Source organism: Dactylosporangium vinaceum (assembly GCF_019904175.1).
GTDB classification, from domain to species: domain Bacteria; phylum Actinomycetota; class Actinomycetes; order Mycobacteriales; family Micromonosporaceae; genus Dactylosporangium; species Dactylosporangium vinaceum.
This window is the reverse complement of the sequence record NZ_CP061913.1, coordinates 1705835-1718777: the sequence shown is the minus strand read 5'-3', so window position 1 is coordinate 1718777 and position 12943 is coordinate 1705835. Positions and strand designations below refer to the sequence as shown.

Genomic DNA, 12943 nt, shown 5'->3' with positions numbered 1-12943 from the left:
CGGCACAAACGCCGCCCGGGATCAACCCGGGCGGCGTTTTGTCGTAGTCCGGACGTCGGTTGCCGCCGTCACCGCGACTTCGGTAACGTCCGTGAAGCGCGCTGACTTTCAGGAGGTGTTCGGGGTCGTATCGGGACTTCGGAGCTTCACGGAGGAAGGAGCAAGATGCCCGCGATTCGCCCGCCGGACCGGCCGAGGTCCGAGGGAGAACCCACCCCTCCGCCGCGCAACCCCCGCCAGGGTCCCCCCACCGGCGAGTTCCGCCCGCCGGTGTGGCCCGAGGACTCCACCGGCGACCTGTCCCGGGCCGAGCGCGCCGAACGGCGCACCGGCGAGTTCCGGGCGCCCGAGCGCCACACTGGCGAGATCCGCAACACGGGCGAGATCCGCAACACGGGCGCGATCCGCAACACCGGCGAGATCCGCGACACGGGCCAGTTCCAGCGCCCGGCCCGGCCACCGGCGCCGGCCCTGTCGCCGGTGCCGCCGCCGCGCGGCGCCGGGCGACGGCCGTGGGTCTGGCTGGTCGGCGCCGCCGTCATCGTGCTGCTCGTCGGGGCGGTCTTCGTGATCGGCTGGGTGCGCGCCGGAAGCCCGCAGGCGGCCGGCAACGAGGCGTCCACCAGCACGGCCCCGGAGGCGGGCGAAAACGGCGGCGGCATGGGTGAGGTCGACCCGAACGCCGGGCTGGGCGCCGGCCCCTCCGGCTCCGCATCGGCCTCGAAGAACCCCTCGGCGGCGGCCAAGAGCACCGCGAACATCCCCGGGCGCGTCCCCGGCGGGTTCCCCGGCCCCGGCAGCACGGGCGTGCCGGGCGGGACGACGCTCACGGCGTACAGCGGCCCCTGCACGATCGACAAGGACAACACGGTCATCGACTCGAAGACCGTCAACTGCGATCTGGGCATCAAGGCCAAGAACGTCAAGATCCAGAAGAGCAAGATCAATGGCGCGGTGGTCCTGGACACCGACCAGTCCGGCTCCGGAAGCTGGTCCTACACCCTGTCCGACTCCGAGGTCGACGCGGGAACCCGGCAGAACGCCGCCGTCAGCTACGGCAACATGACGATCATCCGCAGCAACATCCACGGCGGCCAGACAAGCGTGCAGTGCGGCGAGAGCGGCTCGTACTGCACCATCCAGGACTCGTGGCTGCACGGCCAGCGAATCCCGGACAACGCGAACTGGCACCTGGGCGGCCTGCTGTCCAACGGCGGCCACAACATCCGGGTGAAGCACAACACGATCGTCTGCGACGCCCCGGTCAACTCGGCCGGCGAGGGCTGCACCGGCGACCTGAACCTGTTCGGCGACTTCGCGGTCATCTCCGACGTCGTCGTCGACAGCAACTTCCTGGGCGCCAACACGGGTTCGTCGTACTGCCTCTACGGTGGCGACACGAAGAGCAAGCCGTATCCGAACGCCAACAAGGTGCAGATCATCAACAACGTGTTCGCGCTCGGCACCAACAAGAAGTGCGCGGCGTACGGTGCGGTCGCGGGGTTCAACGTGAACGGCTCCGGCAACGTCTGGCACAACAACACCTGGGAAGACGGCACTCCGGTCAATCCGGAGAACTGAAATCTGGAGTTCATCGATGCAGGACGTCCTCGTCTCCGTCTGTCTCCCGGTGCGCAACGGCGCCAAGCGGATTCCGGCGGTGGCCCGCTCCGTGCTGGCCCAGGACCACACCGACCTCGAGCTCGTCATCTCCGACAACGCCTCGACCGACGAGACGCAGGAGGTGGCCCGCGCCCTGGCCGCCGAGGACCCGCGCGTCAAGTACTACCGGCAGCCGGAGAACGTGGGCCTGCTCAACAACTTCGTCTCCGCGATGCACCGGGCCACCGGCACCTACATGCGGTGGATCGGCGACGACGACGCGATGCAGCCGAACTGCATCTCCCGGAGCCTGGACCGGTTCGCCGAGGATCCCCGGCTCATCATGGTGACCGCGGCGTGCGAGTTCCACGGCGACGACGGCGTCGTGCGGACGTCGGAGTACCACCGCGAGGAACTGCTCTCCGACGATCCCATCGTCCGGCTCACCGAGATGCTGCGCCTGCTCAACGACAGCTACCTGCTCCTCGACCCGCTCTACGGCGTCATCCGCCGTGAGGCGATCGTGGGCATCCCGCGCAAGAACATGCTCCGCGAGGACCAGGTGTACTCGTCCAAGCTGGCCCTGGCCGGCCCGTGGGGCCACGTGAACGAGGTGCTGTACCGCCGCGGATTCCAGCGCGACGAGCGCCGCCCGCAGCTGGCCCGGCGCCTCGGCGTGCCGGTCTGGACGGCGCGCGCGGCCAACACCCTGCAGGGGCGGGAGATGCTCCGCTGGGTCAACGAGGGCGCCGACCTCACACCCGAGCAGCGGCGGCAGGCCCGCGCCGCGGTGCGCAAGTGGTACCTCGACCGGCAGCAGATCGTGCTCAGCCGCCGCGGCCGCCGCCTGGCCCAGGTGGTGGGCCTGGGCGGCCGCAACACGGCGGAGCAGCCCGGCTAGGCAGCCCGGCTGGGTCTACAACTGCTGGGCGTTGTTCTGCCGGGCGACACAGGCCCGGTCGGTGGCCGCCGGCCGCGGCCGGCGGCGGGTGCGCGCCTAGCGGCGCTCGGCCACGACCAGCAGGTTCACCAGGAACGTGACGGTCGTGGCCGGGGCCCCGTGAGCGCCGCTGAGCAGCCCGTCGAGCCACTGCCGGTCGACGACCGGCATGTCGTAGAGCGGCGCGCAGACCGACGCGTCGCTGCGCCAGTGCTCGACCACCAGGTCGCTGAACTCGGCCGCGCCCAGCTGCGGGCGGCGGGCGTTGGTGAGCCGCTGGCGCACCTTCCCGGCCACCTTGCGGGCCGTCGCCGTGGCCACCGTGACGCGCGTCGCGACGCTGCGGGTGCCGAGGCGGGCCGGCACCAGGCCGGTGTCGAGCGGGATGCGGGCCAGCTCGGCGTCGAGGCGGCTCATGATCCGGCCCAGCAGCAGCGAGTCGCGCTTGTCGGCCGGGGCCACGCCCAGCGACAGCTCGATGAAGCGCCTGTCGAACATCGGGTTGACGAAGTGGCGGCGCACCGCGGCGGCCGTCCCGTGCGCGCCGGACCAGCGGTGCATCCGGTGGTACAGGTAGAAGTGGTCGGTCGCGCGGAGCCAGTCGCCCGCCGGGAACAGCGTCTTGAGCGTCGCGTGCGTGTGCGCGGACGCCGCGGCGTGGAAGTCCTTGTCCAGGGCCGCCGCGTCGACCGACTCGTTGCTGAACAGCCGCCAGCGGGCCAGCCGGTCGACGAGCGCGGGCGTGGTCTGCGCGCCGACGGGCTGCCCGGCGTAGTAGAAGCCGCGGGCCACCTCGCCGCCGAGCCCGGAGAGCCGGTGGCCCTGGTCGAGCTGCGCCTCGACGCTCAGCAGCGGCGCGAGGGCCATCGGGCTCCCGAGCGTCTCCAGCGCCTTGGCCGCTTCGAGCGCGAGGGCGTGCGCGGCGGCCGGGGACGGCGGGGCGTGCTCGTCCAGGCGGTACACCTCGTGCCGGATGCCGTACCGCTTGGCCAGCCGGGCCGCGATGACGACGTCGGGGCTGGTGTCGGAGCCGAGGGTCAGCGCCCGCAGGCCGTTGCGCAGCTTCTCCGGCGTCGCGCCGAGCAGGATCCGCGAGTCGTGGCCCCCGGTCAGCTGCAGCACCGACTCCGGGTGCGCCTCGATGTAGGCGGTCTGCCAGCGGGCCAGGATGTCGGCCATCTCGGCGACCGCGTCCTCCAGCCGCGGGGCGGGGCCGGCCTGGCTGACGTCCGCCGCATACTGCCGGATCTCCAGCGACCCTCCGGACAGCGTGGCGATCGTGGCGGGCGGGCAGGCGCGGACGCCCTGATAGATGGTCTGGTCGGCGATCTGCCAACCCATCATGGCCTGGGTGCCGAGCCCGTCGAGGTCCAGTCCGGCCCCCGCGAGCACGGCCAGCGCTCGGGCACTCGTCGAGACGGCGGCCACGCCGTCACCCCGCCACCAGAACAGCTGGCGGAACCCGAGCCAGTCGTTGGCGACGGTGATCGGGCCGCCGGCGTGCGCGCGGTGGGCCGCGGCGAAGGGCGGCAGCAGGTCGGTCAGGCCCGAGCCCGACCCGGCCAGCAGCGGCACCAGGTCGGCGGCGTTGAGGTCGGTGTCCCGGGTGCGCAGCAGCCTGCTGAGCGACACGGTGAAGGCGCCCGGGCCGACCGGCTCGGTGGAGGCGATCCAGCCGTCCGCGGCGACGTCGCGGTGCTCGACGGAGCCGCCGTCGGCGAGGCACGCGATCGCCGCCTCGACCGGGTGGCGCAGACGCTCGGCTGCGTTTGGTGCGATCGAGACCGCGAGAAAGGCGCTCATAGGAGCCCGAACCTATCGGGCCCACAATCGCGGTACCAATAGGTCGATCGGTTATCCGTCAACCGTTTTCGCGTCTCTTCACGCTATCGTGGCGCCGTGCGGATCCCGATCGTGAGCATTGTCGTCCCGGCCCACAACGAGGCCGCGGTCATCGGGCACAACCTGCGAAAGCTGCTGGCCGGCACCGCACCGGGCGAGTTCGAGGTCATCGTCGTGCCGAACGCCTGCAATGACGACACCGCCGCGGTCGCGGCGGCCGTGCCGGGTGTGCGCGTCGTCGAGTCCGCGGTGGCGGGCAAGGTCCCCGCGATGCGGCTGGGCGACGAGCACTGCACGACGTTTCCCCGGATGTATCTCGACGCCGACGTCGAGCTCACCGCCGACTCGGTGCGCGCGCTCGTCGCGGCGTGCGCGCAGCCCGGCGTGCTGGCCTGCTCGCCGGTGCCCGAGCTGGACATGGCGAAGGTGGGCCGGATCGTCCGCCGGGTCCACCGCGTCCACGACCGGCTCATGGCGCCCAGCCGGGTCCTGGCCGGGGCCGGGGTCTACATGCTCACGGAGGCCGGGCACGCGCGGGTCTTCCCGATGCCCGACGTGCTCTCCGACGACGGCTACGTGCACGCCAGCTTCGGGCCGCACGAGCGCGTCGCGGTGGCCGGCGCGCGCTCGCTGGTGCGCCCGGCCCGCACGCTGAAGGCCCATCTCAACCGCCGGGTCCGGGTGCGCCGGGGCAACCGGCAGCTGGCCGCGATGCAGGGCAGTGCGGCCGAGGCCCCGCTGGGCCTCGGCGCGCTCGTGCGGCTAGTGCGCAGCCGGTCCGTGAGCCCCGTTGACGCCACCGCGTTCCTCGGTGTCCTGGTCATCGACCGCGCCGCGAGCCGGCTGCGGCGGGATGACAACGCCTGGGGCAGTGACGCCAGCTCCCGCGCCACCGGTGCGCTGAGCGGGGATTGAGGTCCCGAGCTTCTTGGCGTAGGCCCGCTCGTAGGCCGCTATCAGGTTGATCTTCGAGTTTTCCCACGACAGCGGGCCGCTGACCCGGGCCTGCCCGAGCTCGCCCATGCGCCGGCGCTCGTCCGGGTCGTCGAGCAGGGCCGACACCAGCTTCGCGAACGCCGACTCGTCGTTGGCCGGCGCGTAGACGGCCGCCTCCCCCGCGGACACCCGGGCCTCGCGCAGCTCGAAGGAGACGATCGGCTTCGACATGGCCATGTACTCCATGATCTTGTTCATCGTGGAGACGTCGTTGAGCGGGTTGAGCGGGTCGGGCGAGAGGCAGACGTCGGCGGTGGAGAGGTACCGCAGCAGGTCCTCGTCCGGGATGCGCCCGGTGAACGTGACCGAGTCGCCCAGCCCGAGCTCCACGGCCAGCTGCTGCATCTGCTCGAAGGTGTCGCCGGCGCCGACGAAGGCCGCGTGCCAGTCCGTGCGGCCGACCTCGTCGCGCAGCTTCGCCAGCGCGCGCAGGGCGTAGTCCACGCCGTCCTGCGGGCCCATGACGCCGAGGTAGCACAGCAGATACGGCTTGCCCCGCTTGATGGACTCGTCCGGCGGCACGTGGTGGAACCGCTCGACGACCGGCGCGCTGCGGACCACGAACACGTCCTCGGGCCGCTTGCCGCCGCGGGTCAGCGCCGCCTGCCGGTAGCTCTCGTTGGTGGCGATGACCACGTCGGCCGCGTCGTAGGTCGCCTTCTCGGCCCGCACCACCCCGCGGTAGAGCAGGTCCTTGCCGCGGTTGAAGCGGGAGAGGTACAGCTCCGGCACCAGGTCGTGCTGGTCGAAGATGAACCGGGTCCCGTGCTTGCGCAGGCGCTTGGCCACCACGTAGAGGATGTCCGGCGGGTTGCAGGCGTGCACGATGTCGACCGGGCCGACCTGCTTGGCCAGCCGCAGCGTGTGCCGCAGCGCCGACGAGTACTCCTTCGCGTAGCCGAGCGGGCCGCCGGTCGCCGCCTCCAGCGGGTACCTGTGGATTTTGATGCCGTCGATCTCCGCGTAGGACTCGGTGTCCCGCTTGGTCCCCTGCGGGCAGATCACGCTCACGTCCCAGCCCGCGTCCCGCAACGCCAGGCTCTCCTGCCACACCCGCCGGTCGAACGGGACTGAGAGATTCTCGACCAGAATGAGTGCACTTCTGCCGGCCATTCCTGACGCCTCCTTCTATCTCGAACGCAAGCGGCGAACGACCTTGCGCAGGTGCGGGCCGAGCGGCGACGCCTTCGCCGCGGCCACGAGCTGCTCGCGGGCCCGCCGGACCGCGAGCCGGGTGTTGCTGCGGGTGACCAGGCCCTGACCGACGAACGTCTCCCCGGTCTTCGCCCGCCGCTTGTACTCGTCGTCACCCCGGCCCAGGTCGATCCGGGTGAACCCGAGCTGCGGCGCCGCCATGACCAGCTCCCGCAGCAGGATCCAGCCCGGGGCGAGCGCCGAGTGGGCCGGATCGTACACCGGAAACCACCAGTGCAGCACCGGGCCGGAGCGGATGCCGAAGTGCGCCGCGAGCAATCGGTCACCGGCGTACACAGTGGACAGGATCCCCGCGAAGTCGGTACCGCGGGTGTGCAGCAGCGCCCGCAGCAGCCGCTCGCGGTCGGGCTCGGCGAAGTAGTCCCTGGCCCCGGTGGCCGCGTACTGGGCCCGCTTGAGGCGGATCACCTCGGCCAGCGCGGCCTCGTCGACAACGTCGGCCTCGAACTTGACCGGGCCGATCTCGCGCTCGGCCTTCGCGGTGCGGCGGCGGGCCTGGCCCATGTTGTCCCGGCCGGACTTGGAGGCGCGGGCGAGGTATCCGTCCATCCCGCCCGTCGTGTCCACGAACGGCGACTCGCGGGTCGTGGCCGTCCACTCCTCGAACTCGCCGGCCAGCGGCAGCAGGTGGTCGAACTCGAGCGCGGTCGCGCCGCCGGTGAGCAGCTTCGTGACCGGGTAGGCGGCGCCCGGGGCGAGGATCGGGCCCTGGAAGTCGGCGCCGGGCCAGCCGACCGGGCGCAGCAGGGAGCCCTCGCGCACCACCGGGAACAGGCTGGCGATCGCGCCTGTCGCGCTGCGCTCGCAGTACACCTGCACAGCTCTTCCGCTGGTGTGGACGGCCGCGGCGAACCCGGGGTGGAAGTAGGGGCTGTCGAGCAGTGGGTTGGCGTTGCGCAGGGCGTGCCAGGCGTCGAGGTGCTCGGGGCCGAGCCTGTCGAACGGGACGGCTTCCATCAGTCGCCCAGCCGCGGCGGCTTCGACGGGTGCATGAGCGCCGCCAACGACGCCTTCGCGATCTGCTTGCCCCCCACGGCGCGCACCGACTCGCCGAGCAGCACCGCGCCGTAGTAGGCGGCGCCGGCGACCGCACCGCGGCGGCGCCGGAAGAGCTTCACCTTGTTGAGGGTGACGAGCGCGGCGAGCGTGGGGTTGAAGCCCGACTCGCCGCCGATGTGCTCGACCACGGCATCCGGCGTGTACCAGAGCCGCCAGCCGTGGTCGCGGGCGCGCAGGATGTACTCGGTCTCCTCGGAGTAGAGCACGAACGACTCGTCCCAGTCGCCGAGCGCGCGGACCACGTCCGCCGCGATGAGCAGCGCGGCGCCGGTGGCCCACGCCCACTCGCCGGCCTGCTCGTAGTCGGCCGGGTCCGTGATGAGCTCGCCCAGGCTCCCGATGCGGCCGGCCCGCCGGCCCCCGATGACGGCCTCGGCGATGGCCCGCCCGACGGTCGGCATCCGGCGCAGGGACGGCTGCAGCGATCCGTCGGGGTTCAGCATCTTCGGCACCGTCATGCCGCGCCCCGGCGCCTGCAGCTCCTTGTACAGGACCGCGAGCGTGTCCGGGCGCATCCGCACGTCCGGATTCATGACCCAAAGGGCGTCATAGGGTACTTCGCGCAGGGCGACCAGCCCCGCGTTGATCGCGGCCGCGTAGCCCGCGTTGCGGCCGGTCTGCACCGACTGCACCGGCAGCACGTCGGCCGTGGCCTTGGTCAGGGCGACACTGTCGTCCCTGGAGTTGTTGTCCACCACCACAACTGCCGAGATCTCGACCCCTTCGGACGGCACCAGGGAGCGCAGGGCTCCGCCGATCACATCCGCGCTGTTGTAGGTGACGATGACGACTGCGATGCGAGGCTGGTTCACGGCGCTCCACGAAGTTTTTTGACGCGGCGGGCGACCATACGGCGGGCCTGGACAGCCGGCGTTGCCCGGCCGGCGAGGGTATTGCGAATCCACTCGGCGTCGGTGTCTTTGTTGACGCTGTTGCGGGCCTGGAGCCATTGGCCCGTATGGGCCTGGCCGCCGTCACTGGAGTACACCAGGCGCATTCCGGCTTTTCGCAAACGATTGAGCACGATCCGGTCGTAGGAACCGAACGGGATCGCGACGGTCGTGACCGGCTCGCCGGTCAGCGCGCCGATGACCCGCGGCGCGTCGACCATCTCCTGCTCGGCCTCGGCGTCGGTGAGGCGCCGCCAGTCACGGTGGGCCCAGCCGTGCGAGCCGACAGCCATCCCGGCCCCGAGCAGCTCGCGCACGTCGTCGCGGTCGAGCCGGCCGGGTGCGCCGAGCTCACCGGCCAGGATGAAGAAGTGCGCCTTCAGGCCGCGCTCGAGCAGCCGCGGCAGCCCGATCTCGACGTCCGAGGTGTTGCCGTCGTCGAACGTGATCCGGACGTCGTCACGGCCCATTGCGGCATCAAGCACCTGTTCGAACTGCTCGACGCTGACCCAGATGTGCTCTTCGCCCGGATCGAGCGGGCGTGGGCACGCAGCGGCCGATCCGATTCCGTGCACGTTGATGTTGACGACCGAGGTCGGCATGCCGGCCTGTCCTCCCGTTGTTGACGCCTGGGATCTTTTATGGCCACCACGGCCGAGGTCATCGGTTGAATGGGCAGAGGTATTGTCTACTACCGGACAAGCGTACTTTTTTCAGGTTTTCTTCAGCTCTTCTGGAGTTCGCTGCAGGCGCTGCGGCCGATAGGCTGCGAAGCTTCGAGACAGTACAGTGGCGGCGCCGGCCAAGCGGTCATCGAGAGGACGACGTTGGACTTCTGGGACATCACGAAGCTGCTCGTCCGGCGGTGGCAGATCGCGCTCCCGATGCTGTTGCTGTCGGTCATCATCACGGCCGTCACCATGAGCCAGGTGAAGCCGGACTACGTCGCGACGGCGTACGTCCAGCTGGTGTCGCCCAACGCGGGCAACCGTGAGCCCGGCGCGATCACGCCCGACCAGCAGAACCAGTGGATCGGCCTGGGCCTGCAGACGCTCGGCAACGCCGCGATCGTCCAGGTGATGGACCAGACAGTCGCCGACGAGTTCAAGAAGAACGGCTACGCCGAGACCTACACGGTGACCATGGGCGAGAGCACGCCGCTCGTGACGTTCGAGGTCACCGGCTCCTCCAAGGCCCAGGCCAAGGAGACGACCGACGCGCTCGTCACCAAGTTCACCGACAGCGTCGAGAAGCTCCAGAAGGACAACGGCGTCAGCAACAAGGCAATCATGATCACCGGCACCCGCCTCGACGCCGGTGGCAACGTCAAGAAGTCGAGCTCGAAGGTCAAGCGCGCGCTCGTCGCGGTCGCCGCGGCCGGGCTGCTGCTGACCGCCGGCACGACGATCGGCGTCGACGCCTGGCTGCGCCGCCGCCGCAAGCCGGGCGAGCCGCTGCTCGACGACGCCGCCGACGACACCGCGGCCACCGCGCCGCTTACCGCGCAGCGCGGCATGGACCGCCGCCCGGGCACCGCCGCCGGGGCCGTCAACGCGGGCACCATCCACCGCTCGGTGCCGGTGGTGACGGGGGCCGACTCACACGGGCTGACGGTGGAGTACCAGCGACCGGCGACCGGCGCCACGGCCGGCGGCAAGGACACCAAGCCCGGCGAACGCAAGCCCTCCGGCGACGAGACCGCGATCATCATGCCGGACGCGGAGTCGACGGTGGTCATCCCGCTTGCCGCGATGCCGCCCCGGCCGGCCTCCGCCAAGCGCGGCAAGAACCATTAGCGCTGGAGCAGCTCGGTGACGATCGCGACCGAGGAGTACATCTCCGCGGACCTGGAACCGTCGTACGTCTCGGGTAAGACCTACGTCACGCGCCGCCGCGTCACCCGTATCGACGCGGCGGTGATGCTCAGCATCACCATCTTCCTCATCACCGTGATCCCGGCCCGCCTGATCGTGCCCGGCATGACCGACGTCGGCCGGCCCGGGCTGGTGCTGGCCCTGGGACTGTTCCTGTGGTGGGTGCTGGCCCGCTTCACCCCGAGCCTGTCGATGACCGGCCCCCAGCCGATGCGCTGGGCTCTGATGATCTTCCTGGTCTCGGCGCTCATCTCCTACGCCATCGGCTTCATGCGCGGGCTGACGACAATCGAGTCCAACGGTGCCGACCGCATGATGCTGTATCTGGCCGCCTTCTCCGGCGTCCTGCTGACCGCGGCCGACGGCGTGCCGAACTGGATTCGCATGCGCGGCGTCCTGAAGGTCCTCGTGGCGTGCGCCGCGGTCGTCGCGCTCATCGGCCTGCTGCAGTACGTCACGAAGGTCGACTACACGCTGTACCTCAACATCCCCGGCCTGCAGGTGAAGAACCCCGAGGTCGGCTTCGAGGTCCGCGGCAGCGGCATCCGCGTCGCCAGCACGACCACCCACTACATCGAGCTGGCCGCGTTCCTGGCCATGGTCCTGCCCTTCGCGATCCACTTCGCGATGTTCGCCGGCACCCCCCAGCGCCGCCGCACCTCGGCCGTCTTCTCGGTCATCATCGCCGCCGGCGTCATGGTGACCCTCTCCCGCACCGGCATCATCGCCGTCGGCATCGTCTTCGTCTCGCTGTTCCCGGTCTGGAAGTGGCGCACCCGCTTCAACATCGGCGTCATGGCGATCGGCCTGATCGCCGGCCTGGGCGCGGTGAGCTCCGGCCTGGTGCGCACCATCTTCGGCCTGTTCGACAACGCCGACCAGAACTCGTCGATCAACGCCCGCACCGAGCGCTACCCGATGGCCTTCCACTACATCTCCCAGCGCCCCTGGTTCGGCCGCGGCACCGGCACCTGGATTCCCCCGCAGTACCAGGTCATGGACAACCAGTGGCTCATCACCCTGCTCAGCACGGGTTACGTGGGCGCGGCGACCATCTCGCTCCTGCACATCACGGGGATCTGGCTGGCCGCCCTGGCCTTGCGCCGCTCGACGGAGCGCGCCGATCGCCACCTGTGCGCCGCGCTGATCTCGACGCAGCTGATCGCCCTGGCCGTCTCGGCGACGTTCGACTCGATGAGCCTGAGCTACGGCACGTACGTCATGACCCTGGCCCTGATGTGCGGCCTGTGCGGCACCGTCTGGCGCCTGACCCACCCGGCCCGCACCATCCGCACGTCGACGACGCGCTGGTTCCTGTAGAGGGGGCCGCGGCCGGTGCTGATCCCGGGCCAACCGGCCGAAGTGTGTGCGGCCGCCTCAGCTGACGGAGGCCTCGACCACCGGCGCCATGCGGGTCTGCCACGACACCTCGTCGATGAAGCGCTGGCGGCGCTGCTCGTCGGCCCGGCCCATTGCGAGCGCCCGCTGCAGGCCCTCCGCCCATTTGTCGCGCGAGCAGATCTGCACGCGCTCGTCGTCCACACCGTGCATCGGCGGGAGGTCGATGACCACCGCCGGCAGCCCCGCGCTGAGGTACTCGTACAGCTTCAGCGGTGACATGGCCGCAATGCCCGCCTGGTCGCGGTGCGGGATCACGCCCACGTCGCACGCCTGGGTCGTCGCCGCCAGCTCCTCCTGGCCGACCCGGTCGAAGACGTGGACGTTCGGCAGGGTGCGCAGCCAGGAGATGACACCGGCGTCGCCGAAGTGGCCCATGAAGATCAGCGATCCGGCCATCTTCGCGGTGAGCTCGACGAGGTCCTTGTCGAGGCGCGGGCCGATCGAGCCGGTGTAGATCACGCGCGGGCCGGGGAGCTCCGCGATCCGCGCCGGCGCCGGGCGCAGCGGGCGCCACTTGTCGGCGATGACGCCGTTGGGCACGACCTGGGCGCGCGGGGAGATGCGGTTGCACAGCTCCTGGGAGACCGCGAAGATCTCGACCTTGCGCTCCTCCATCCGCTGGTACGCCGCCTTGTACACGTCCCACCAGCGGCGCACGCCCTCGCCGGTGGCCCAGTCGTCCTGGCCGAAGTACACGATCTTGCTGATCCACGGGGCGTCGCACCAGGCGGCGGCGAAGGGGTGGTACGTCACAAGGGTCGCCGAGTCCGGGCGGGGCGAGGGCTCGCCGCGGGTCTGGGCGAGCGCGTCGCCGAGGATCTCGCCGAACTTCTGGTACGCCTTCTCCACCGTCGCCACGTCTGTCGCATCGTGGCGGCGCAGGCGATGCGGACGGGCGCGCATCGCGGTGCGGCCGCCGACCTCGAACGGCTCGATGAGGCTCGTCGTGCGGCCACGGGCGGCGGACAGGACATACGAGCGGAAGGGGTCGGAAACCACCAGATTGCCGATGCGGTCGTCGGCGGCGAGGGCGAGCAGCGTCTGGTCGGCCGGCGTACAGAATTCACGCGCGACGGAGTCCTCGAACATTTCGTACGAAAATGTGAAGACGACATCAGCCTTGT

The 12943-nt window shown here is 70.8% G+C and carries 10 protein-coding genes and 1 pseudogene; 5 read left to right on the top strand and 6 right to left on the bottom strand.

Annotated elements, in window-relative coordinates:
- Positions 1 to 165: 165 nt before the first annotated feature.
- Positions 166 to 1581, top strand: a complete 1416-nt coding sequence (locus Dvina_RS07520; RefSeq protein WP_223101622.1) for a hypothetical protein — start codon at positions 166 to 168, stop codon at positions 1579 to 1581.
- A 16-nt stretch (positions 1582 to 1597) separates the two neighbouring features.
- Positions 1598 to 2503: a glycosyltransferase family 2 protein gene (locus tag Dvina_RS07515; protein WP_223101621.1), complete on the top strand. Its 906-nt coding sequence runs from the start codon at positions 1598 to 1600 to the stop codon at positions 2501 to 2503.
- Between the two features lie 96 nt (positions 2504 to 2599).
- Here the strand turns inward: Dvina_RS07515 and Dvina_RS07510 are convergent, their stop codons facing one another.
- On the bottom strand, positions 2600 to 4345 hold the full coding sequence (locus tag Dvina_RS07510) for an asparagine synthetase B family protein (RefSeq protein WP_223101620.1): 1746 nt from the start codon (positions 4343 to 4345) through the stop codon (positions 2600 to 2602).
- 96 nt (positions 4346 to 4441) lie between these two features.
- Between Dvina_RS07510 and Dvina_RS54065 the strand changes: the two are divergent.
- Positions 4442 to 4717: pseudogene (locus tag Dvina_RS54065) on the top strand (glycosyltransferase family 2 protein); the annotation flags it as partial.
- A gap of 429 nt (positions 4718 to 5146) precedes the next feature.
- Here the strand turns inward: Dvina_RS54065 and Dvina_RS07505 are convergent.
- Genes Dvina_RS07505 through Dvina_RS07490 form a run of 4 tightly spaced genes read right to left on the bottom strand, consistent with a single transcriptional unit; the run spans position 5147 to position 9146 of the window.
- Complete coding sequence (locus Dvina_RS07505; protein ID WP_223101619.1) at positions 5147 to 6493, bottom strand: glycosyltransferase family 4 protein; 1347 nt, start codon at positions 6491 to 6493, stop codon at positions 5147 to 5149.
- 15 nt (positions 6494 to 6508) lie between these two features.
- Positions 6509 to 7552, bottom strand: a complete 1044-nt coding sequence (locus Dvina_RS07500; protein WP_223101618.1) for a GNAT family N-acetyltransferase — start codon at positions 7550 to 7552, stop codon at positions 6509 to 6511.
- The gene (locus Dvina_RS07495) at positions 7552 to 8466 is read right to left on the bottom strand and encodes a glycosyltransferase family 2 protein (RefSeq protein WP_223101617.1); all 915 of its coding nucleotides are present in this window, start codon (positions 8464 to 8466) and stop codon (positions 7552 to 7554) included. The genes Dvina_RS07500 and Dvina_RS07495 overlap by 1 nt, the downstream gene beginning before the upstream one ends.
- Positions 8463 to 9146: a polysaccharide deacetylase family protein gene (locus Dvina_RS07490; RefSeq protein WP_223101616.1), complete on the bottom strand. Its 684-nt coding sequence runs from the start codon at positions 9144 to 9146 to the stop codon at positions 8463 to 8465. The genes Dvina_RS07495 and Dvina_RS07490 overlap by 4 nt, the downstream gene beginning before the upstream one ends.
- Before the next feature lie 225 nt (positions 9147 to 9371).
- Between Dvina_RS07490 and Dvina_RS07485 the strand changes: the two genes are divergently transcribed.
- Both Dvina_RS07485 and Dvina_RS07480 read left to right on the top strand, forming a co-directional pair.
- Positions 9372 to 10340: a YveK family protein gene (locus Dvina_RS07485; protein ID WP_223101615.1), complete on the top strand. Its 969-nt coding sequence runs from the start codon at positions 9372 to 9374 to the stop codon at positions 10338 to 10340.
- Positions 10341 to 10355: 15 nt separating this feature from the next.
- Entirely contained in the window at positions 10356 to 11738 is a 1383-nt protein-coding gene (locus tag Dvina_RS07480; RefSeq protein WP_223101614.1) for an O-antigen ligase family protein, read from the top strand.
- A gap of 57 nt (positions 11739 to 11795) precedes the next feature.
- Here the strand turns inward: Dvina_RS07480 and Dvina_RS07475 are convergent, their stop codons facing one another.
- Positions 11796 to 12908 carry a glycosyltransferase family protein gene (locus Dvina_RS07475; protein ID WP_223101613.1) on the bottom strand — a complete coding sequence of 371 codons (1113 nt, stop codon included), beginning with the start codon at positions 12906 to 12908 and terminating at the stop codon, positions 11796 to 11798.
- Between the last annotated feature and the right edge of the window lie 35 nt (positions 12909 to 12943).

Bases quoted from the DNA above. Each gene is read 5' to 3' on its own strand.
- Dvina_RS07520 (WP_223101622.1), top strand. From the start codon at position 166: ATGCCCGCGATTCGCCCGCCGGACCGGCCGAGGTCCGAGGGAGAACCC.
- Dvina_RS07515 (WP_223101621.1), top strand. From the start codon at position 1,598: ATGCAGGACGTCCTCGTCTCCGTCTGTCTCCCGGTGCGCAACGGCGCC.
- Dvina_RS07510 (WP_223101620.1), bottom strand. From the start codon at position 4,345: ATGAGCGCCTTTCTCGCGGTCTCGATCGCACCAAACGCAGCCGAGCGT.
- Dvina_RS07505 (WP_223101619.1), bottom strand. From the start codon at position 6,493: ATGGCCGGCAGAAGTGCACTCATTCTGGTCGAGAATCTCTCAGTCCCG.
- Dvina_RS07500 (WP_223101618.1), bottom strand. From the start codon at position 7,552: ATGGAAGCCGTCCCGTTCGACAGGCTCGGCCCCGAGCACCTCGACGCC.
- Dvina_RS07490 (WP_223101616.1), bottom strand. From the start codon at position 9,146: ATGCCGACCTCGGTCGTCAACATCAACGTGCACGGAATCGGATCGGCC.
- Dvina_RS07475 (WP_223101613.1), bottom strand. From the start codon at position 12,908: ATGTTCGAGGACTCCGTCGCGCGTGAATTCTGTACGCCGGCCGACCAG.